Annotated in this window: 20 protein-coding genes; 15 read left to right on the top strand and 5 right to left on the bottom strand. The window is 67.8% G+C overall.

From position 1 onward, the window contains the following. Positions 1-20: 20 nt before the first annotated feature. Positions 21-1,013 carry a hypothetical protein gene (locus ACQ66H_RS16655; protein WP_430434941.1) on the bottom strand — a complete coding sequence of 331 codons (993 nt, stop codon included), beginning with the start codon at positions 1,011-1,013 and terminating at the stop codon, positions 21-23. Between the two features lie 132 nt (positions 1,014-1,145). Here ACQ66H_RS16655 and ACQ66H_RS16650 point away from each other — a divergent pair, with 132 nt between their 5' ends. After that, on the top strand, positions 1,146-2,390 hold the full coding sequence (locus ACQ66H_RS16650) for a lipoprotein-releasing ABC transporter permease subunit (RefSeq protein ID WP_430434940.1): 1,245 nt from the start codon (positions 1,146-1,148) through the stop codon (positions 2,388-2,390). Further along, entirely contained in the window at positions 2,383-3,069 is a 687-nt protein-coding gene (lolD, locus tag ACQ66H_RS16645; protein ID WP_430434939.1) for a lipoprotein-releasing ABC transporter ATP-binding protein LolD, read from the top strand. Before ACQ66H_RS16650 ends, lolD begins: the two co-directional genes overlap by 8 nt. Positions 3,070-3,422: 353 nt before the next feature. Here lolD and ACQ66H_RS16640 read toward each other — a convergent pair whose 3' ends face one another. Both ACQ66H_RS16640 and ACQ66H_RS16635 read right to left on the bottom strand, forming a co-directional pair. Then, the gene (locus tag ACQ66H_RS16640; RefSeq protein WP_430434938.1) at positions 3,423-3,677 is read right to left on the bottom strand and encodes a hypothetical protein; all 255 of its coding nucleotides are present in this window, start codon (positions 3,675-3,677) and stop codon (positions 3,423-3,425) included. Further along, positions 3,671-4,240, bottom strand: coding sequence for a DUF2062 domain-containing protein (locus tag ACQ66H_RS16635; RefSeq protein WP_430434937.1), 570 nt, complete (start codon positions 4,238-4,240; stop codon positions 3,671-3,673). The genes ACQ66H_RS16640 and ACQ66H_RS16635 overlap by 7 nt, the downstream gene beginning before the upstream one ends. Positions 4,241-4,411: 171 nt before the next feature. Here ACQ66H_RS16635 and ACQ66H_RS16630 point away from each other — a divergent pair, with 171 nt between their 5' ends. Genes ACQ66H_RS16630 through ACQ66H_RS16620 form a run of 3 tightly spaced genes read left to right on the top strand, consistent with a single transcriptional unit; the run spans position 4,412 to position 8,273 of the window. Further along, a complete protein-coding gene (locus tag ACQ66H_RS16630) occupies positions 4,412-6,763 on the top strand; it encodes a ComEC/Rec2 family competence protein (protein WP_430434936.1) in 2,352 nt (783 codons plus the stop codon). A gap of 41 nt (positions 6,764-6,804) precedes the next feature. Beyond that, positions 6,805-7,716 carry an alpha/beta fold hydrolase gene (locus ACQ66H_RS16625; RefSeq protein WP_430434935.1) on the top strand — a complete coding sequence of 304 codons (912 nt, stop codon included), beginning with the start codon at positions 6,805-6,807 and terminating at the stop codon, positions 7,714-7,716. Next, positions 7,716-8,273 (top strand): DUF1415 domain-containing protein, encoded by a 558-nt coding sequence (locus tag ACQ66H_RS16620; protein ID WP_430434934.1) that lies wholly within the window; start codon positions 7,716-7,718, stop codon positions 8,271-8,273. The genes ACQ66H_RS16625 and ACQ66H_RS16620 overlap by 1 nt, the downstream gene beginning before the upstream one ends. A 24-nt stretch (positions 8,274-8,297) precedes the next feature. Here the strand turns inward: ACQ66H_RS16620 and ACQ66H_RS16615 are convergent, their stop codons facing one another. Beyond that, on the bottom strand, positions 8,298-8,570 hold the full coding sequence (locus ACQ66H_RS16615) for a hypothetical protein (RefSeq protein ID WP_304013280.1): 273 nt from the start codon (positions 8,568-8,570) through the stop codon (positions 8,298-8,300). 69 nt (positions 8,571-8,639) lie between these two features. Further along, complete coding sequence (locus ACQ66H_RS16610) at positions 8,640-9,971, bottom strand: sensor histidine kinase (protein ID WP_430434933.1); 1,332 nt, start codon at positions 9,969-9,971, stop codon at positions 8,640-8,642. 260 nt (positions 9,972-10,231) lie between these two features. On the opposite strand from ACQ66H_RS16610, the gene ACQ66H_RS16605 reads away from it, so the two are divergent. From ACQ66H_RS16605 to ACQ66H_RS16560, 10 genes are all read left to right on the top strand, one after another. Further along, positions 10,232-11,020: a pseudouridine synthase gene (locus tag ACQ66H_RS16605; RefSeq protein WP_430434932.1), complete on the top strand. Its 789-nt coding sequence runs from the start codon at positions 10,232-10,234 to the stop codon at positions 11,018-11,020. A gap of 211 nt (positions 11,021-11,231) precedes the next feature. Next, entirely contained in the window at positions 11,232-12,908 is a 1,677-nt protein-coding gene (locus ACQ66H_RS16600) for a DUF2341 domain-containing protein (protein ID WP_430434931.1), read from the top strand. Positions 12,909-12,922: 14 nt separating this feature from the next. Next, positions 12,923-13,333 carry an ExbD/TolR family protein gene (locus tag ACQ66H_RS16595; RefSeq protein ID WP_430434930.1) on the top strand — a complete coding sequence of 137 codons (411 nt, stop codon included), beginning with the start codon at positions 12,923-12,925 and terminating at the stop codon, positions 13,331-13,333. A 12-nt stretch (positions 13,334-13,345) separates the two neighbouring features. After that, positions 13,346-13,750, top strand: coding sequence for an ExbD/TolR family protein (locus tag ACQ66H_RS16590; protein ID WP_430434929.1), 405 nt, complete (start codon positions 13,346-13,348; stop codon positions 13,748-13,750). Continuing rightward, on the top strand, positions 13,750-14,454 hold the full coding sequence (locus ACQ66H_RS16585; protein ID WP_430434928.1) for a TonB family protein: 705 nt from the start codon (positions 13,750-13,752) through the stop codon (positions 14,452-14,454). Before ACQ66H_RS16590 ends, ACQ66H_RS16585 begins: the two co-directional genes overlap by 1 nt. Positions 14,455-14,488: 34 nt before the next feature. Beyond that, on the top strand, positions 14,489-16,147 hold the full coding sequence (locus ACQ66H_RS16580; protein ID WP_430434927.1) for a putative porin: 1,659 nt from the start codon (positions 14,489-14,491) through the stop codon (positions 16,145-16,147). A gap of 2 nt (positions 16,148-16,149) precedes the next feature. After that, the gene (locus ACQ66H_RS16575) at positions 16,150-16,812 is read left to right on the top strand and encodes a hypothetical protein (RefSeq protein ID WP_430434926.1); all 663 of its coding nucleotides are present in this window, start codon (positions 16,150-16,152) and stop codon (positions 16,810-16,812) included. Positions 16,813-16,829: 17 nt separating this feature from the next. Further along, complete coding sequence (locus tag ACQ66H_RS16570) at positions 16,830-16,991, top strand: hypothetical protein (RefSeq protein ID WP_430434925.1); 162 nt, start codon at positions 16,830-16,832, stop codon at positions 16,989-16,991. Positions 16,992-17,178: 187 nt separating this feature from the next. After that, on the top strand, positions 17,179-18,036 hold the full coding sequence (locus ACQ66H_RS16565; protein WP_430434924.1) for a PEP-CTERM sorting domain-containing protein: 858 nt from the start codon (positions 17,179-17,181) through the stop codon (positions 18,034-18,036). 60 nt (positions 18,037-18,096) lie between these two features. Further along, positions 18,097-19,632, top strand: a complete 1,536-nt coding sequence (locus ACQ66H_RS16560; protein WP_430434923.1) for a hypothetical protein — start codon at positions 18,097-18,099, stop codon at positions 19,630-19,632. Positions 19,633-19,704 lie beyond the last annotated feature (72 nt).

The following is a 19,704-nucleotide window of genomic DNA, read 5'->3' as shown; positions in this document are numbered from 1 at the left end:
TAGGGGCTAGGGGCTGGGGGTCAGGGACCAGGGGTCAGAGGGTGCGGGCGGCGCCAGAATTTCCACAGGTCGCGGCGCTCGGTGGTCACGGCGATGGCGGCTTCGTCGCCGCTGAGGCGCACGGTGACCGACTGCACGTCGCCGCGGCGCAGCGCGTCAAGTGCTGGCGCGATCCAGTCGCGGTCGAGTGCCTCGACCGCCTGCGTCCAGGCGACGGCGTCCAGGTAAAGAGCGGGCGCCAGCGCGTCCTGCAGCAGCACGAGGTTGCCTTCCTGCAGCGCGACGCCGGTCTTGTCCGGCAGCGGCGCGGCGCGCACGCCAGCGGCGTGTGCCAGTCCGTGCGCCAGCGGGTCGTCAGCCCACAGCTGCATGCAGGGGATGTCGGCCCGTACCGGCAAGCTGCCTGCGCCCCAGAACCACAGGCTGTTGATGGCCGGCCGCCCGGCCTCTTCGCGCGCGGCGTTGACCGGGTGGTCGTGGAACAGCATCTGCGTTTCGTTCATCCACTGGCGCAGCTTCGCGCCGTCGGGGCCGGAGGGCATCGATGCGTCGATCTTGCGGCCGAGGGCGGCACCCGGCGGCACGGTGTGGACCCGCAACGGCTCGAGCAGCGACAGATGGCCGTGCCCGCCGGCCGGCAGGTGCAGCCAGCCGACGCTGGCAAAGTGGGCGTTCCACGAGGCGGCCAGCGCGGCCGCCTCGTGAGCGTCGGGCGCGACATCCGGGCGGTCGGTCAGCATCAGCGCGTCGCGTGCAAAGCGCAGATGGGTGGCGTCGGCCGCCAGCCAGCAGCGGGTGTCGGCCGGCTCGCCGGTGCCGGCCCAGCGCAGCGCGCCGAGCGGCGCCCGCTCGTCGAGGCCGAACAGCTCGGCCAGCAGGTGTTCGGGCGCCCGCGCGGCCCGGGAGGTCCGGCGACCGCGGCCCAGCAGCAGCGACAGCGCCGGGGTGCGGGGGGGCGGCAGCGGTGAAGTCAACGGCCAGAGCAGGCCGGGAAGGACGAGATGCAGGGACATGGGCGCGAGTTTACCCGGCTTGCGGCACGCCGCGCGGGGGACTGGCCGGTGCCCGGTCGGCGCAATCCGACACGGCGCTGCCGCATCATCCCTGGCGGGCGCGCGGCCGCCATCCGGTACCATGCCGACCCCATGAACTACGAAATCCTGCTCGGCCTGCGCTATGTGCGGGCGAAACGGCGCAACGGCTTCATTTCCTTCATTTCCCTGATCTCCACCTTCGGGCTGGCGCTCGGGGTGGCAGCGCTGATCACCGTGCTGTCGGTGATGAACGGCTTCCAGAAGGAGTTGCGCACCCGCATCCTCGGCGTCGCCTCGCACATCCAGGTGACCGGCTACGACAACGAGCTGGCCGACTGGCAGCAGGTGGCCGACGCCGTGCTGAAGAATCCCGAGGTCAAGGCAGCCGCGCCCTACGTCAGCGAACAGGCCATGCTGTCCTTCGACCAGACAGTGCGCGGTGCCATGGTGCGCGGCGTGCTGCCGGCAGCCGAGGACGGCGTGGCCGACTTCAGCCAGCACATGCGCGCCGGCAAGCTCACCGATCTGCAGCCTGGCGGCTACGGTGTGGTGCTGGGCATCGAACTGGCGCGCGCGCTGCAGGTGCAGATGGGCGACAAGGTGACGTTGATCGCGCCGCAGGGGCTGGTGACGCCGGCCGCCGTGCTGCCGCGACTCAAGCAGTTCACCGTGGTCGGCGTGTTCGAGGCGGGCCATTTCGAATACGACGCCAGCCTCGCACTGATCCACATGCAGGACGCGCAGACGCTTTACCGGATGGAAGACCGCGTGTCCGGCGTGCGCCTGAAGCTGGGTGACCTGTTCGACGCGCCGCGCGTGGCGCGCGAACTGCACGAACAGCTGTCCGGTCAGGAACTGCTGGTCGGCGACTGGACGCGCCAGCACGCCAACTTCTTCCGCGCCATCGCGATCGAGAAGAACATGATGTTCATCATCCTGTCGCTCATCGTGGCAGTGGCCGCCTTCAACATCGTGTCCATGCTCATCATGGTGGTGACCGACAAGCAGGCCGACATCGCCATTCTGCGCACGCTGGGCGCCAGTCCCGCCAGCATGATGGCGGTGTTCGTCGTGCAGGGCGCCGTCATCGGCGGCTTCGGCCTGCTGCTCGGCGTGGCCGGTGGTGTGCTGCTGGCGGCCAATCTCGACGTCGTGGTGCCGGCCATCGAAAAGATCGTCGGCGTGTCGCTGTGGTCGTCCGAGGTGTATTTCATTCCCGAACTGCCGTCGGAAATCCTGATGAGCGACGTCGTCACGGTGACGCTGATCGGCGGCGTGCTGACCCTGGTCGCCACGCTCTACCCGAGCTGGCGCGCGTCGCGCGTGCAACCGGCGGAGGCGCTGCGCTATGAGTGACATCGTGCTCAGTGACATCGTGATGAGCTGCCGCGGGCTGACCAAGGTGTTCCATCAGGGCAAGGTCGAGGTGCCGGTGCTGTCCGGCGTCGATCTGGACGTGATGCGCGGCGAGCGCGTCGCCATCGTCGGCGCCAGCGGCTCCGGCAAGAGCACGCTGCTGCACCTGCTGGGCGGGCTCGACGTGCCGACCGCGGGCAGCGTGACGCTGCTCGGTCAGGACTATTCGTCGCTCGGCGAGGCGGCGCGCGGCAGCCTGCGCAACCGCTCGCTGGGTTTCGTCTACCAGTTCCACCACCTGCTGGCCGAGTTCTCGGCGCTGGACAACGTGGCGATGCCGCTGATGATCCGCCGGCAGACGCGCACCCAGGCACGCGAGGCGGCCGCGGCCATGCTGGCCGAAGTCGGGCTGGCGCATCGGGTTGAGCACCAGCCGGGTGAACTGTCGGGCGGCGAGCGCCAGCGCGTCGCCATTGCCCGCGCGCTGGTGACGCAGCCGGCCTGCGTGCTGGCCGACGAACCGACCGGCAACCTCGACAGCCGCACCGCCGACGGCGTGTTCGACCTGATGCTGACGCTGAGCCGCACGCGCGGCACCAGCTTCGTCATCGTCACCCACGACGAGCGGCTGGCGGCGCGCACCGACCGCACGGTGCGGCTGGTGGACGGCCGGTTCTGAGCGGTTCTGCGGCGGCCTTTCGGGAAGGCCGCCGACGCGTCTTCTGCGGGAGCGGCCTTGGCCGCGACACGGCCTCCGCCATCCGCCGGCTTCGATAAAGGCCGCAGTCGGGGTCAGAAGAACCCCTCCCACAAAACCCCGGCTCAGGCTCCGGCAGTGACTCGGGCGCCTGCCCTGTGGGAGCGGCCTTGGCCGCGACACGGCCTCCGCCATCCGCCGGCTTCGATAAAGGCCGCAGTCGGGGTCAGAAGAACCCCTCCCACAAAACCCCGGCTCAGGCTCCGGCAGCGACTCGGGCGTCTCCCCTGTGGGAGCGGCCTTGGCCGCGACACGGCGGACGACGGTGCGCGGCGCTACGGCAGCGCGCTGCCCCACAAGGCCGCGCGCAGATCGGCGTCGGCGATCTCGTCCAGCCGCAGCCGCACCGTCATCGCGAACGCTTCCGAGGCGCGCCCGGATCTGACCACGGCGATCTGCATGCGCAGTTCCTCGATCAGCGCCCACTCCTCGTCCGACAGCAGCGCGCGCGTGTCCAGTGCCATCCGCGTGCGGGCGTCGAGGTCACCGCCGAAGCGCTGGTAGAGCGCGAACTTGTCGCCGGTCAGCATTCTGGCTTTCTTCGGCGTTCGGCGCGGCGGCGCCAGTTGCGGACGAGATGCCAGCGCCAACTGCCGAGCACGGCGACATAGCCGAGCCCGGCCAGCGTCAGCGCAAGCAGCGGCAGACCGATCAGCAGCGGTTCGCCGAGCGCGAAGAACCAGTGGGTCAGCGCCTCGATCCAGCCGGTGAAACCGGCATCGTCGGGAATGACGGGTGCCTGGAAGCGCGCGCCCTCCGGCATCTGCAGACCGAGCAGCGGCATCACCAGCCGGCCGTAGGCCCAGGCGACCGCGTACAGCGGCACGATGGTGAGCGGGTTGCTGTAGAAGGTGACCACCATCGCCAGCGGCAGGTTCACCCGCAACAGCACCGACAGCAGGGCGGCGCTCAGGATTTGCAGCGGTCCGGGGATCAGTCCGGCGAACAGGCCAACCGCGACGCCACCGGCGCAGCTGTGGCGGTTCAGCCGCCACAGGCGCGGGTGGCCCAGCGTATCGGCAAAGGGCGCCAGCCAGCGGTTGCGGCGCAGGCTTTCGGTGTCGGGCAAGTAACTGCGGATGATTTTCTTCATGTGTGGGGGCCGGTCGTCGCGCACAGCGTAGCGTCAAGACGAGCCGCCGGGGCGTGGCCGACGTCGCATCCTGCCTGCTCTGGATCGGCGCCGCGAGCGGAGGTTCCGGCCGTGCGCGGCAGAGAGTGCCATCCATATATGCCATATGGGTTGATGGGCGATAATCGATGAATGTCCATCCGCCTCGCATTGTCACTGGTGGCCGGCGCCTTCCTGGCGTCGCGGCTCGCACGGCTGCCCGACTGGCCGCAGCTCGGTGCGCTGACCGTGCTGGCGCTGGTGTGCATGCTCGCTGGCCGTCGCTGGCGTGGGCTGTCCTGTCTCGGCGTGCTGCTGGCGTCGTTCTGCTGGGCGGCCGGCTGGGGGCTGACACAGCTCGACCGGCGTCTGGACGGCGCGCTCGAAGGGCGTGACCTCGACATCGTCGGCGTTGTCGCCGGCCCGCCAATGCGCACCGAGCGCGGCCTGCGCTTCGATTTTGCGGTCGAACAGGCACCGCCCGGGGTGCCGGCGCGCGTCGTGCTGAACTGGTACGACGCGCGCGGCGAGCAGGCGTCGTCGGCGCGCCCGGCGCTGCCGGCCGGCAGTCGCTGGCAGCTGCGCGTGCGACTGAAACGGCCGCACGGCAACATGAATCCGCACGGCTTCGACTACGAGGGCTGGCTGTTCGCACGCGGCATCGGCGCCACCGGTCACGTGCGTATTTCCGGCGACGCCGTGCCGCGCATGCTCGACGCCGAGTCGGCGGGCGTCGGCTACGCCGTGCAGCGTGCGCGGCAGGCGGTACGCGAGCGCTTCGAACGCGCGCTCGGCGTTGTTGACGGTGTATCCGTCACCCATCCGTGGGCGGGCGTGCTGATCGCGCTGGCGATCGGCGACCAGCGCGCCATTCCGCCGGTGCAGTGGGATCTGTTCGAACGCGCCGGCCTGACCCATCTGGTATCGATATCCGGCCTGCACGTGACCATGGTGGCGGCGCTGGCCGGCTGGCTGTGCGCTGCGGTCTGGCGCCGCGTGCCAGCGCTGGCGCTGCGCTGTCCGGCCCAGCGGGCGGGGGTGCTGGCCGGGCTGCTGGCCGCCACCGCCTACTGCGCGCTGGCCGGCTTCGGCATTCCGGCGCAGCGCACGCTGATCATGCTCGCCACCGCCAGCACTGCGCTGCTGGCCGGGCGCTTCTCGTCGCCGGCGCGCGCGCTGACGCTGGCGGTCGCCGTCGTGCTGCCGCTGCATCCGCTGGCGGTGATCGACGCCGGCTTCTGGCTGTCTTTCGGTGCCGTGGCGGTGCTGTTCTATGCCGCCACGAGCGAACTGGGCGCCCGTCATCCGCTGCGTCGCTGGCTGTGGGCGCAGGCGGCGATCACCGTCGGGCTGGCGCCGCTGACGCTGGCGCTGTTCGGCCGCATGTCGCTGCTGGCGCCGCTGGTCAATCTGTTTGCGATACCGCTGGTCAGCGGACTGATCACGCCACTGGCCCTGCTGGCGGTGCTGCTGCCGATCGACCTGCTGCTGCTGAGCGCGCATGCCCTGACCTCGATGCTGATGAGTGTGGCGGCGCTGCTCACGACGCCGGACTGGGCGCTGTGGCACGGCGCCGCACCGCCGTCGTGGGCGGTTACTGCAGGCGTGGTCGGCGCCGGCTGCGCGCTGGCGCCTGCCGGGTGGAGCGGGCGCACGCTCGCATTGCCGCTGATGCTGCCCTTGCTGCTCTTCATGCCGCCGCGACCGTCGCCCGGCGACATGACGGTCACCGTGCTCGACGTCGGGCAGGGGCTGGCGGTGCATGTGCAGACCGCCGCGCACGACCTGGTGTTCGACACCGGCCCGCGTTATGGCGCCGAAGCCGATGCCGGCGAGCGCTTGCTGCTGCCCTACCTGCGCGCTGCCGGCGTGCGCCGGCTCGACCGGCTGCTGGTCAGCCACGCCGACAGCGACCACTCGGGCGGCGCGGCTTCGCTGCTCGACGGCATGCCGGTCGAACGGGTGCTGTCCTCTGTACCGGCGCACGATGGGCTGCGGCTGTTGCGGCCGGACACGGAGGACTGCGCCGCCGGGCAGCGGTGGGTCGCCGACGGCGTGCTGTTCGAATTGCTGCACCCGCCGCCGGGTGCCGTGGCGCGCGGTGCGCGTTCGAGCAATGCGTTGTCCTGCGTGCTGCGGGTGCAGTCGGCGCACGGCGTCGCGCTGATCACCGGCGACCTGCTGGCCGACGGCGAAAGTTCGCTGGTGGCGGCAGGCGCGCCGCTTGCTGCATACCTCCTGGTCAGTCCGCACCACGGCAGCCGCACTTCTTCCACGCAGGCCTTTGTCGATACGGTCGCGGCGCGCGAGGTGGTGCATGCGGTCGGCTACCGCAACCGCTTCAATCACCCGCATCCGGCCGTCGCTGCGCGCTACGAGGCCGCCGGCGCGACGCAGCGACGCAGCGATCACGACGGCGCCGTGCGCTATCGCTTCACGGCGGCGGGCATCGCGATCGAACGCAGCCGCGAGCAGGACGCGCGCTACTGGCACAATGGGTTTTAGGGGCTAGGGGCTAGGGGCCAGGGGCCGAAGGAGGGGACGACATGGGCGTGATCGACAAGGTAGCTGGGTGGTTCGGGCGGGCGCGGGTAAGCGAACAGCCGCGGCTGCTGCACGTGCAGTGCGCCAACCCGAAGGGGCTGCACCGGATGGCCTATGCCGAGTGGGGCGAGCCGGACAATCCGCGCGTGCTGGTGTGCGTGCACGGGCTGACCCGGGTCGGCCGCGATTTCGATTTCCTCGCGCAGCGCCTGTCGGCGCATTACCGGGTGGTCTGCCCCGACGTGGTCGGGCGCGGTCGCAGTGACTGGTTGCCGGATGCGGCCGGTTACGGCGTGCCGCAGTACGTCGGCGACATGGTGACGCTGATTGCCCGCCTCGGCGTCGAGCAGGTGCACTGGTTCGGTACGTCGATGGGGGGGCTGATCGGCATGGCGCTGGCCGCGCTGCCGCAGACGCCGATCACGCGCATGGTGCTGAACGACGTCGGTCCGGTGGTGACCGCAGTCAGCCTGCGCCGTATCGCCGAGTACGTCGGCAAGGCGCCGAAGTTCGCATCGCTCGACGAGGCCGAGCGCTATATCCGCGTGGTGAGCGCGCCCTTCGGCCCGCTGACCGACGCGCAGTGGCGCCACCTGACCGTGCACGTGACGCGGCCGACGGCGGAGAGCGGTTTCGAAATGGGTTACGACCCGGACATCGGCAAGCCGCTCGCCGCGATGCAGTTCCTCGGCGACATCGAGCTGTGGAACCTGTACGACGCGATACGCTGCCCGACGCTGTGCGTGCGCGGTGCAGAATCCGACCTGCTGACGCACGACACGCTGATGCAGATGGGCGAGCGCGGCCCTAAGGCGCGCACGCTCGAGATACCCGGTGTCGGTCACGCGCCGATGTTCATGGACATCGCGCAGACCGCGCCGGTCGAACAATTCCTGCTGGAAGATTCTGTCTGATGAACAAGGATGAAGTCATCGCCGCCACCCGCAACTGGATGGAGAAGGCGGTCATCGGGCTCAACCTGTGCCCGTTCGCCAAGGCGGTATATGTGAAGGAGCAGGTGCGTTACGTGGTGAGCGAGGCGAAGCACCTCGACGGTCTGCTGGAGGACATCGACCGCGAAATCAGCTTTCTTGCCGAAGCCGATCCGCAGCAGGTCGATACCACGCTGATCATGCACGCCTCGCTGCTCGGCGATTTTCTCGATTTCAACGACTTTCTCGACCTCGTCGATGAGGCCGTCAGCGAATTGGGCCACGAGGGTGTGATCCAGGTCGCCGCCTTCCACCCGCAGTGGCAGTTCGCCGATACCGAGCCGGACGACATCGGCAACTACACCAACCGCGCCCCGTTCCCGACCATACATCTGTTGCGCGAGGCCAGTGTCACGCGCGCGGTCGATGCCTTCCCGGAGGCGGAAAGCATCTACGAGCGCAATATCGAAACGCTGCAGAAGCTGGGCATCGACGGCTGGCGCGCGCTCGGTCTGCCGGACGGGCGACGCGAGCGCTGAGCGGCGCGGTCGCGTCCGCTTGCGTCAATCGAACTCGGAGTAGGTGTTCAGTTCGGCGCTCAGCTTCGCCCAGTCACAGGCCTGATGGTGCAGCCCCGACGGCGTCGGGATGTCGATGGCGAAGCTGCGGCCGTCGGCGCTGAGCAGGCCGGTGCCGTGGATCGCCGGCCCGTCCGGATGCGCCGGGTCACGCACCACCACCTTCATCGGACGCCCCGGCACGGCGGATTCGAGCCGCAGGCGGTTGGAATGATTCGTCAGGTCAACGACGTATTCACACGTGCGCGCATCAGTCATGACTCACCTCCCGCTGGATGGTGCTGTCAATCTAGCACCGTCCGCCGGTTCGCGTCAGGTGAGGCAGGTTCAGGCGGCGACCGTTTCCGGCTCGGCCGCGCGGGTGAGCGTGCTGGCGCGCGCCAGCGGCATTTCGACGATGAAGCGGGCGCCGCCGCCCGGCGGTGATTCGGCGCGTATGCGCCCGCCGTGGCGCGACACGATGCGCGACACGATGGCCAGGCCTGCGCCCACGCCCGGATGTTCGGCCGCCGGATGCAGGCGTTCGAATACGCGGAACAGCCGGTGCGCCTGCGACGGGTCGAAGCCGGGGCCGTTGTCGCTGACCGCGTAGCAGGCGCGGCCCGACTCTATCCAGCCTTCGACAGTCACTTCGCTGCGCGGCTGCGCGCGCGAGAACTTCAGCGCGTTGTCGATCAGGTTCTGCCACACCTGCCGGAACAGCACCGGGTCGGCCAGCGTGTCGGGCAGCGCGCCGATGTTGACCTTGACGCGCTTGTCGTCGCGGTAGCCGGGGTGCGATGCGACCACCTCGCGCACCAGCGCGGCCGGATTGATGCGCTGTACTTGCGGCGACTTGCTGCCGATGCGCGAGAAATCGAGGATGGCGTCGATCAGCTCGCCCATGCGCACCGTGTTGGCGACGATGCGGTTCAGATACAGGCGTTGTTCGTCGTTCAGGCTGGCCGCCGCCTCTTCCAGCAGGATGCGCGAGAAGCCGTCGATGGCGCGCAGCGGCGTGCGCAGGTCGTGTGCGCACGAGTAGCCGAAGGCGGCCAGATCGTCGTTGAGCTGGCGCAGTTCCAGCGTGCGCGCGGCGACGCGCTCTTCGAGGTGTTCGTTCATGTCGCGCAGGCGGCGTTCCGACGTTTCGAGTGCGCGCCGCGTGCGCTCCTGGCGCAGCGTGGCGCGGCGCAGTTCGAGTTGCGACACGACGTGACGCGCCAGTGCGGCCAGCGATTCGATCTGCCCGGTAGTGAGCTGGCGTGCCACGTGATCGGCCACGCACAGCGCGCCGACCGCATGACCTTCCGGCGTCACCAGCGGCGCGCCAGCGTAGAAGCGGATGTGCGGCGCGCCGGTCACCAGCGGATTGCCGGCGAAGCGCACGTCGGCGTGCGTGTCTTCGACCACGAACACGTCGCGCTGCGCGATCGCGTGGCTGCACAGCGCAATGCTGCGCGGCGTCTCGTCCGGCCCGCCGCCGGTACGCGCCTTGAACCACTGGCGGTCGTGGTCGATCAGGCTGATATAGGCCATCGGTGTCCCGCACAGCCGGGTGGCCAGCAGCACGAAGTCGTCGTAGAGCGGATCGGCGTCGGTATCGAGGATGGCGTACTCGGCCAGCGCGGCGAGTCGTTCGGCCTCGTCGGGCAGGGCAGGGGCGGGCGTGAAGTGCATTGTCTGGGCGACCTCGGATGGGTGGTGTGGCCGGTCAGTGGCATACGCCCCGCACGCTGCGACAGCGCAGCCAGCCTGGGCAGGCCAGCGGGGACCGGACGGCCGCATGGTGCCGCGGCACGCGCATGTTCATGTTGATCATGGACAAGGTTTATGCCCGACATATCTTTGGCATATCACTTTGGTTTACATCGATTCCCCGTGCCATTCCTCGACCTGCTGGTGCATGATCCGCGGCTCTCATGGAAGCGGACGTCCACATGCTCGACATCCTGTACCGCGACGAGGTCATGATCGCCATCGACAAGCCGTCCGGCCTGCTGGTGCATCGCACGGCGCTCGATCGCCAAGAAACCGAGTTCGCGGTGCAGCGGCTGCGCGACCAGATCGGTCGGCGCGTGTGGCCGGTGCACCGGCTGGACCGCGGCACCTCGGGCGTGCTGGTGTTCGCACTCGACGCCGCGGCGGCACACGTGCTGGCACAGCAGTTCGCGCAGCACCTGCCGGCCAAGCGCTACCTCGCCGTGGTGCGCGGCCACCCGCCGGAGTCGGGCGAGATCGACCACCCGCTGCGCCGCATCGACGACGCGATCGACCCGCGCGGCGCACGCGAGGGCGCCGAACCGGTGGCGGCGCAGCCCGCCGTCACCCGCTACCGCCGCCTGGCTGTGGCGGAAATGCCGGTGGCGATAGACCGCTACCCGAGCAGCCGCTACGCGCTGGTCGAGGCGATGCCGCTGACTGGCCGCACGCACCAGATCCGCCGTCACCTGAAGCACATCGCCCACCCGGTCATCGGCGACGCGACCTATGGCAAAGGCGCGCACAACCGCTACGTCGCCGGCCTGTGCGGCGAGTCGCGGCTGCTGCTTGCCTGTATACATATGCATATCCGTCACCCGCTCAGCGGCGCCGACATCGAACTGCGCTGCGGGCCGGGCACGGCTTTCGAGCGGCTTGCAGAGGCGTTCGGGTGGGATGCGGCGGTGCTGCGGCCTGACGCCGTGACCGGTGGGAGCGAGCTTGCTCGCGATCGCGGCCTGAACTGAAACCCGGCGGCGGGCCGGGGCCGCATCGCGACCAGAGGTCGCTCCCACAGGAAGCACGCTTCATCAGCGGTGCTGGCGGGGTTCCGTGGGAGCGAGCTTGCTCGCGATGGCAACCGGAATAGTCCGTTTGGACTATCCATCCCCATATTTCATGTCATGGCAAGGACACCTTGGGCCGCGAGAATCCGGCCTGAAATTTTCCCTGCCTGCCATGAAAAACATCATTGCCTTTGGCGCCCTGCTGGCGCTCGCCCCTTCTTTTGCCAACGCCTGGTGGGACGAGGCGTGGACCGCCCGCCGCACCATCACGCTCGATACCTCCGCCACCGGCGTGGCGATCACTGCGCCGCAATCGTCGGTGCCGGTCGCGGTGCGGCTGCACAGCGGCAATTTTGACTTCACCGCAGCGAAGGACGACGGCTCTGACCTGCGTTTCGTTGCCGGCGACGACAAGACGGTGCTGAAGCACCACGTCGAACGCTACGACAGCCTGAACGAACTGGCGGTCGTGTGGGTACAGGTGCCGCTGATCGCGCCGGGCCAGAGCACGACGCTGTATGCCTACTTCGGCAATGCCGCGGTCGGTGGTGCTCAGGACAGCAAGACGACCTGGGACGGCTCGACCGTCGGTGCCTGGCAGTTCGCCGAAGCGGCACCGCTGGCCGACGCGTCCGCCAGCGCGCTGACCGCGACCGGCACTGTCACGCTGCAGAAAGCGGCGCTGCTGGGCGACGCGGCGATCTTCAACGGCGCCGCGCTGCGCGTGCCGGCCGCGCCGCAACTGGCGACCAGCGTCGGCGGCGCATGGACGATGTCGGCCTGGATCAAGCCGGTCGCCGCCCAACAAGCCACGCTGTACGGGCAGGGCACGCTGACGGTGAAGATCGAGGACAGCGCCTATGTGCTGAACGTGGGCGCCACCCGCGTGGCCGGCGGCGCACTGAAGTCGGGCGCCTGGCAGCACGTCGCGGCGACGGTCGGCGGTGGCAAGGCGACGCTCTACGTCAACGGACAAGCGGTCGCTTCGGCCGACGCCGCGCTGCCGGCCGAACAGGCCGAGGTGGTGATCGGCGACGCATACAGCGGTGAGCTCGACGAACTGCAACTGGCAAACACGGCGCGCAGCGCCGACTGGATCAAGCTGGCCGCCGCCGGGCAGGGCGCCGACGCGACCTTCGTGACGGTGCGCGAAGACGCGGCCGAGGGCGAAGAGGGCGGCCACAACTATTTCGGCATCCTGATCGACAACCTCACCGTCAACGCCTGGGTGGTCATCGTCATCCTCGCCGTCATGTTCGTCGTCAGCTGCTGGGTGATGATCGCCAAGGCCCTGCTGGTCGGCCGCATCGACGGCGACAACCGCGCCTTCCTGCAGCGCTTCCGCGGCGCCAGCACGGATTTCCTGAAGCTCGATCAGGGCGCCACGCACAAGAGCTCGTCGCTGTTCCGCCTGTACGGCGCCGGCCTGCGCGAAATCCGCAAGCGCTTCGACGCGCAGGGCGAGGCGGCTGGTCTGACCGGTGCGTCGATGGACGCGATCAAGGCATCGATCGACGCCGATCTGGTGCGCGAGTCGCACAAGCTCAATTCGCAGATGGTGCTGCTGACCATCGCCATTTCCGGCGGCCCCTTCCTCGGCCTGCTCGGCACGGTTGTCGGCGTGATGATCACCTTCGCCGCGATCGCCGCTGCAGGTGACGTGAACGTGAATGCCATCGCGCCGGGCATCGCCGCCGCGCTGCTGGCCACGGTGGCCGGCCTCGCCGTCGCCATCCCGGCGCTGTTCGGCTACAACTACCTCGCGTCGCGCATCAAGAACATCAGCGCCGACATGCAGATCTTCGTCAACGAGTTCATCACCCGCGTCGCCGAAGTTCACGGCCGATAGGCACAGGCCCGCCCATGTCCGCCGACGTCAAGGACGACAACCAGCCCTACGACGAAATCAACGTCACGCCGATGCTGGACCTGGCCTACGTGCTGCTCGTGGTGTTCATCATCATGACCACCGCCTCGGTGCAGGGCATCAAGGTCGAGGCACCGCAGACGCAGACCGTGTCGTCGCTCGCCAAGCCGCAGACCAAGGCCATCACCATCACCGCCGCCGGCGACGTATTCCTCGATGCCTACCCGGTCAACATGGCCACGCTCGAGGCGCGGCTCGGCCAGTACAAGAGCGCCAACCCGGCACTGCCGGTGGTGCTCAAGGGCGACGCTGCCGCGCACTACGAAAAGGTGTCGGCGGTGCTGGAAATCTGCAAGCGGCTGGACATCACCGAAGTCGGGCTGGTGACCAAGAAGGTCGCCGGTTGAGGATGCGCGCGCATGCAGATTAATACAGAGGCGAAGCCCTACGACTCGATCAACGTTACGCCGATGCTGGATCTGGCCTACGTGCTGCTGGTCGTGTTCATCCTGATGACCACGGCCGGTGTGCAGGGCCTGACGATGACGCTGCCCAAGCCGTCGAACAAGCCGAGTACCGAACAGCACGAAGTGAAGATCGTGCAGGTGATGGAAAGCGGCGCGCTGATGGTCAATGGCGTCGGCGTCACGCTGGACCAGCTCGAAGGTCAGCTCAATGCGGCGCGCGCACGCGATCCGAAGTTCAGCGTGATGATCCGTGGCGAGGCGCGCGCGCCTTATAACGGGGTCATCCAGGTGGTCAACCTGGTGAACCGCATGGGCATTGAGAACGTCGGCCTCATCACCTCACGGATCGGCACCTGATGAGCGCGCTGGCCGAAGATTCCGTCGATCTGTCGCGCGGCGCGCGTGCGCTGCGTGTGGTCGCACTGCTGGTCGGCATCGCGCTGCTGGTGGCGGCCGGCATGTGGCTGAAGGACCTGTTCTCGAAGCCGTCGGCGCCGACGCGCCAGGTGACGAAGATTTCCATCATTCCGGACACACCGCCGCCGCCCCCGCCGCCGCCGAAGGAAGAGAAGCGCCCCGAGCCGCCGAAGGACATGAAGGAGGTGAAGGTCGAGCAGCCCAAGCCGGTCGAGGCACCGCCGCAGCAGGCTGAACAGCTGAAGATGGAAGGCGCGGCCGGCGACGGTCCCAGTCCGTTTGCCGCCGGCAGCGTCACCAGCGAATACAAGGGCGGAGACGTCGGCACCACGATAGGCGGTGGTCCGGCCAAGCCCAACCGCATGCAGTACGCCTTCTTCACCAACGCACTGCAGCGCCACATCCAGGAAGAGCTGGCGCGCAACCGCGAAGTGAAGCTGCTCGACTACCGCGTCACCGTCGCCATCTGGCTAGGCCGCGATGGCAGCGTGCGGCGCGCTGAGCTGGTGGACAGCACCGGCGACGACAAGGCCGACGCCGCCCTGTCTGCCGCGCTGGCGCAGATGCGCGCCTTCCGCGACGCGCCGCCGTCCGACATGCCGCAGCCGATACGCCTGCGCATCACCAACCGGATGACCGGTTGAACCACCCGATACACGACACTCCGGAACCGAAGTGATGAAGAAAGCCCTGCCCACGCTCGCGCTTGCCGCGCTGTTCGCACTGCCCGCGCAGGCGAACGAAGGTGCATCGATCGACACCCTGCGCCAGACCACGATGAACCTGATCGACGCCCTGGTCGATACCGGCGTGCTCACCCGTGAGAAAGCCGACGAACTGATCAAGGCGGCCGAAGCCAAGGCCGCGAAGACTGCGGCGAAGGCGAAGAAGGACAGCACCGTGCGCGTGCAGTACGTGCCGGAGTCGGTCAAGGCGGAAATACGTGAGCAACTGAAGCAGGAAGTGCTGGCGCAGGCACGCACCGAAGGCTGGGCGGCGCCGAACGCGATTCCGGAGTGGACGGAGCGGATCAAGATCGAGGGCGATCTGCGGGTGCGTTACCAGGATGACAGCTTCCCGAAGAGCAACACGCCGATCGCCGGTTTCGCGCCCGGTGCGGCGGGCAATCCGGCCGCGCTGAACACCGACTACCCGTTCGCGACGCGCTTTCCGGCCGGTGTCGATCTGGACGACAACGGTCTGCCGACCGGCAATGCGACCGACGACGTGAACCGCCTGCGTCTGCGGGCCCGTCTCGGCGTGCTGGCCAAGATCAACGACACTGTGAGCGCTGGCTTGCGCTTCACCACCGGCAACGTGACCGACCGCGTATCGACCAACCAGACCCTGGGCAGCGGGTTCAACAAGTACAGCTTCCTGGTCGATCGCGCCTACATCAAGTTCGATCCGGTGGAGTGGGCGTCTGTCAGCGGTGGTCGCATCCCCAATCCCTGGTTCTCCACCGATCTGGTGTGGGACGAGGATCTGAACTTCGACGGCGTCGCGGTGAACTTGCGCAACGTGACGCCGACGCAGTCGCTGCGTCCTTTCGCGACTGCCGGCTGGTTCCCGCTGCGCGCCGACAACCCGCCGAACGCCGAGAAGCAATGGCTGGCCGGCGGTCAGATCGGTGCCGAGTACGACCTCAGCAGCTCGACCCGCTTGCGCGTGGGTCTGGCGAAGTATCACTACAGCCGCATCGAGGCGCGCACCGACACCAATTTCGATGCGATCGGTCCGCTGCCTGGCTACGGTCGCTACGAACACTCCTCGGCGCTGCGTCAGAAGGGCAACACGCTGGTGCTCACCAACCCGGGCGCCGGTGCCGCCTTCGGCGAGACGACGCCGATCTACGGTCTGGCGTCGAAGTTCGAACCCTGGGTGCTGACCGCCACCGCCGATCTGGCGCACTTCGATCCGGTGCATGTGCTGCTGTCCGCCGAATACGTGAAGAACACCGGCTTCGACCGTGGCGACATCCTGCGCCGCACCGGCCTCAATCTGACCGACGGCAAAGACACCGCGTATCACGTGCGGCTGATGGTGGGCATGCCGTCGGTGCGTCTGGCCGACGACTGGCAGGTGTTCGCCTCCTACAAGTACATCGGGTCCGACGCGCTGATCGACGGTTTCACCGACTCCGATTTCGGCCTCGGCGGCACCAACCTGAAGGGCTTCGTGCTCGGCGGCAGCTACGGCCTCTACCGCGACACCGCGGTCGGTCTGCGCTGGTATTCGGCGCGCAACATCCAGGGCATGACCTACGACCCCGCGGTCATCGCCGGGCAGCGTTACGAGGTTGACACCGTCATGGTCAACATGAATGTGAGGTTCTGACGATGAGGATGTCGCTGATCGCATGTGCGCTGCTGTTCGCTGCCGGCCCGGCGCTGGCGCAGAACGCCTCTCGCGAACAGGAACAGCTGCGCCGCCTGCGCGCGCAGGCGCAGCAACTGCAACAGGCGCTTTCGGCCGAACAGCAGCAGCGCCAGGCGACTGCGGCGGAGCTGCAGTCGCTGAAACAGACTCAGGGCGCCGAACTGGAGAAACTAGGCGAGGAGGCGCAGTCCGCGCGTCGTCGCGCCGGCAGCGTGCAGAAGCAGCTCGACCAGGCGCAGCGGGAACTGGAGGAACTGCGCGCTGCGCACAGCGCGCTGACCGCCCGCCACGAACAGACAGCCAGCCGTCTGGCCGAGCGCGAGCGCGAATTGGGCGACACGCGCAACACGCTCGCCACGACCGCGCGCGACCTCGAACAGACCCAGGCCCGCGCCGGCCAGCTGGGCAGCCGCCTCGACCAGTGCACGCAGGACAACGTCGCCCTCTATCGCACCGGTATCGAAATGCTGGACCGCTGGCGTGACCGCACGCTGGGCGAACGCACCGCACAGGGTGAGCCCTTCACCCAGATCGGCCGCGTCAAGCTCGAAAACCTGGTCGAAACCTGGCGCGACCGGCTCGATGAAAAGCGCATCGGCGCGGCGCCGTCGGCCGCGCGCTGACGACGGTCGCATCGTTCTTGCTGCTGCACCTGCACATCATTTTCTCGCCTTTCGGCGCGCGACGGCCCATCGCCCAAACCTTTTGCGGGCAGTGCTTTCCGGAGCGCGGACTACGCGACATGGGCCATTCGGACTACGAAACGCCGGCCGACCTGAAATGTTTTCGTCACCTGCGCTGACTACCTTGCGCCCGGTACCCGAGGACGGATTTCTTTACAGCACATAGTCCGATCGGATCATCAATTTTTCCGCCGGGCAGCGGGTGCATGTAACGCACCCCCCGCACGATTCACCCCGCTTCCTCGTGGAGCAGGGAGGTTCGGCGGACGCCGGATTCCACCCACGAAATTCTTCAAGGAGATTCATATGTTCAAGATGAAACTGCTGGCTGCCGTCGCTGCCATCGGCATGTCGGGCGCCGCCAGCGCCGGTATCGTCGGTTCCTCGACCGGCAACACCGAGCTGGTGTTCACCGCTTACGTCGGTAACGTCGGCTACACCTACGACCTCGCAGACGTCGGCTTCAACAGCGCCTTCGGTTCCAACGTCAAGATGGACAGCCTGATCGGCAATGGCAACCAGACCGCCAACAACGCCGCCCAGCTGACCGCCACCTCCACCTACCTGAGCAACGGCTTCTCGACCGGCATCGTGTTCGACGCAGCGCTGACCGGCTTCGACAGCTTCCTGGCGCTGTCCGGTGGTACCGACGGCGTGCTGTGGAATGTGTGGTCGGGCGAGAACGCAGGTGTGGCCCGGATCATTCAGACGGTTTCGGATACCCCGACCGCCCGTGTTCGTACCAATCTGATCAACCCCGCTGTCACCCAGTTTGCTTCTTACACGGACGCAAACAGCCAGGGCGGCACGCACAACAACCTTGATGCGACGGTCGATGGTTATCGCGTCACGACGATCGATGACGGCAATGCCTTTGCCGGCAAGGTCGCTCCTGAACTGAACAAGGCATACGGCAGCTTCGGCAGCATCGGCGACGAGATGGACCTGTACGTCGTGCGTGGAGCGTCGTCGCTGTCCAACACCAGCCTCGGTGGTTTCGCTCAACTGCTCGGCGCCACGGATCAGGCCGTCACTGCACGCGTCTATCTCGGCGACACCGGCGAGTACCGCCTGCAGATTGCCGTCGTGCCCGAGCCGGAAACCTACGCGATGCTGCTGGCAGGTCTCGGCCTGATCGGCTTCGCTGCCCGCCGCCGCGCCTGATCCTTCCCCTATCGCACTGAAGGTCGCGCCGCCGTGCGCGACCTGTCACGGAGACAGACCATGAAGCTGAAGTCCCTCGCGTTCGCCTGCGCCATGATGGCTGCAGGTTCGTCCTTCGCCGCCGGCACCGTCAGTATCGGCGGCGTGGCCCACCAGGTCGTTTATTTCTCCGGCGCGTCGGCCCCGGACAACTTCCTGAACGACATCGCCGAAGGCGTACTGACGGGCATCACCTATTACGTCGCGCCGAATTACCGTGCGTTTGCCGGTGCTGCCAATGGCGTGCCGGGTGTCACCAACGGCACGCGCGTGCTGTTCATCAAGCGTTCGGCCGGCGGTTCGGTGTTCGGTGTGAACCCGGTGGCCCGTGCGCAGCGCGTCAAGACCATCGACGTGAACAACTGCACCAGCGGCGCCGGTACCAAGGCCTCGCCGTTCAGCTGCGCTGTGGTCGGTACCGACCCGGGCGAGCCGAACCACGCCGCCGCCAACAACGCCGGTCTGGTGATCGACTTCGGCGTGTCCGACGTCGAACCGGCCATGTTTGCCGGCCCGCTGAACACCGAGAACGATACGCCCGCGCTGTCGCCGGACGAAGTGGCGCGCATGCGCGTGCAACCGGTCAACCAGCTCATGATGGGTCTGGCCGCTACCAACACCGTGCCGGCTACGACCTTCTTCTCGCGCTCGACCTACGGTGCGATGCTGAACGGTCAAATCGCCACTTGGGACCAGGTTGACCCGTCGTTGTCCGGCGATGTGGTCGTGTGCCGCCGCGTCGAAGGCTCGGGCACCCAGACCGCTTACAACTGGTTCTTCGGCAACTTCCCCTGCGCGTCGGCTTCGAACGGCTTCGTCGAGCCCGCCCGCATGACCTCCAGCTTCGGCTGGAAGACTGCTGGCTCCGGCACCGCGGCAGATCCCTACATCATCGATCCGTCGGCTGGCTACACCGTGATCGAGAACTCGTCGTCGGGTAACGTCCGTTCGTGCATGCAGGCGGCTAACAACGGCACCGACTACACCTTCACGTCGTGGGATCCGGAAGAGCAGAAGACCAACACCTTCAAGGTGCCGTTCTCCTCGACCGGCCCGGTCAAGGCGATCGCCACGCTGTCGCTGGATTCCTACACCAGCACCAACGGCTGGAGCTTCCGCAACCTGGACGGCGTTGGCACCTATAACGCCGCCACCCAGACGCCGTCGGCCAACGCCACCGGCATCTTCCCGTCGAAGGAAAACCTGATCAAGGGCCGCTACGACTTCGTGGTTGAACTGTCGATCCAGGACCGTTCGGTGCCTGTCACCAACGAACAGGGCGACACCGTGCCGGCCATCGCCGGCGTGCAGAAGGCGTTCGCCGACGAGATCGTCAAGCGCGCAGGTTCGCCGAAATTCACCGGCAACTTCGAGAACACCGGTGTCCAGGTCAGCACGCCGAACGCGTTCGCGTCGCTGCCGCAGTTCTTCGCCGGTCTGACCGACGCCAACGGCAGCGAAGTCGATGGCAACGGCGTGCGCTACGCGGACCGCTTCGTGTCGAAGTTCACCCGCGAAGCCAACACCTGCAGCCCGCTGAAGTTCTTCGGCAACTAAGTGGCACGCCGTCCGCACGGCCTCTGCCGTGCGGACGTCTGTTGCACTGCGGCCCGCCCCTGGCGGGCCGTT

Source organism: Methyloversatilis sp. (assembly GCF_965284615.1).
GTDB lineage: Bacteria > Pseudomonadota > Gammaproteobacteria > Burkholderiales > Rhodocyclaceae > Methyloversatilis.
The sequence above is the reverse complement of the archived record's forward strand: the minus strand, read 5'-3'. Positions and strand labels throughout refer to the sequence as shown.

Excerpts from the sequence above, each read along its gene's own strand:
- ACQ66H_RS16655 (WP_430434941.1), bottom strand. The coding sequence starts at position 1,013 with ATGTCCCTGCATCTCGTCCTTCCCGGCCTGCTCTGGCCGTTGACTTCA.
- ACQ66H_RS16580 (WP_430434927.1), top strand. The coding sequence starts at position 14,489 with ATGAAGAAAGCCCTGCCCACGCTCGCGCTTGCCGCGCTGTTCGCACTG.
- ACQ66H_RS16600 (WP_430434931.1), top strand. The coding sequence starts at position 11,232 with ATGAAAAACATCATTGCCTTTGGCGCCCTGCTGGCGCTCGCCCCTTCT.
- ACQ66H_RS16640 (WP_430434938.1), bottom strand. The coding sequence starts at position 3,677 with ATGCTGACCGGCGACAAGTTCGCGCTCTACCAGCGCTTCGGCGGTGAC.
- ACQ66H_RS16610 (WP_430434933.1), bottom strand. The coding sequence starts at position 9,971 with ATGCACTTCACGCCCGCCCCTGCCCTGCCCGACGAGGCCGAACGACTC.
- lolD (WP_430434939.1), top strand. The coding sequence starts at position 2,383 with ATGAGTGACATCGTGCTCAGTGACATCGTGATGAGCTGCCGCGGGCTG.
- ACQ66H_RS16590 (WP_430434929.1), top strand. The coding sequence starts at position 13,346 with ATGCAGATTAATACAGAGGCGAAGCCCTACGACTCGATCAACGTTACG.
- ACQ66H_RS16605 (WP_430434932.1), top strand. The coding sequence starts at position 10,232 with ATGCTCGACATCCTGTACCGCGACGAGGTCATGATCGCCATCGACAAG.
- ACQ66H_RS16575 (WP_430434926.1), top strand. The coding sequence starts at position 16,150 with ATGAGGATGTCGCTGATCGCATGTGCGCTGCTGTTCGCTGCCGGCCCG.
- ACQ66H_RS16650 (WP_430434940.1), top strand. The coding sequence starts at position 1,146 with ATGAACTACGAAATCCTGCTCGGCCTGCGCTATGTGCGGGCGAAACGG.
- ACQ66H_RS16615 (WP_304013280.1), bottom strand. The coding sequence starts at position 8,570 with ATGACTGATGCGCGCACGTGTGAATACGTCGTTGACCTGACGAATCAT.
- ACQ66H_RS16620 (WP_430434934.1), top strand. The coding sequence starts at position 7,716 with ATGAACAAGGATGAAGTCATCGCCGCCACCCGCAACTGGATGGAGAAG.
- ACQ66H_RS16635 (WP_430434937.1), bottom strand. The coding sequence starts at position 4,240 with ATGAAGAAAATCATCCGCAGTTACTTGCCCGACACCGAAAGCCTGCGC.
- ACQ66H_RS16630 (WP_430434936.1), top strand. The coding sequence starts at position 4,412 with ATGTCCATCCGCCTCGCATTGTCACTGGTGGCCGGCGCCTTCCTGGCG.
- ACQ66H_RS16595 (WP_430434930.1), top strand. The coding sequence starts at position 12,923 with ATGTCCGCCGACGTCAAGGACGACAACCAGCCCTACGACGAAATCAAC.
- ACQ66H_RS16625 (WP_430434935.1), top strand. The coding sequence starts at position 6,805 with ATGGGCGTGATCGACAAGGTAGCTGGGTGGTTCGGGCGGGCGCGGGTA.
- ACQ66H_RS16585 (WP_430434928.1), top strand. The coding sequence starts at position 13,750 with ATGAGCGCGCTGGCCGAAGATTCCGTCGATCTGTCGCGCGGCGCGCGT.
- ACQ66H_RS16560 (WP_430434923.1), top strand. The coding sequence starts at position 18,097 with ATGAAGCTGAAGTCCCTCGCGTTCGCCTGCGCCATGATGGCTGCAGGT.
- ACQ66H_RS16565 (WP_430434924.1), top strand. The coding sequence starts at position 17,179 with ATGTTCAAGATGAAACTGCTGGCTGCCGTCGCTGCCATCGGCATGTCG.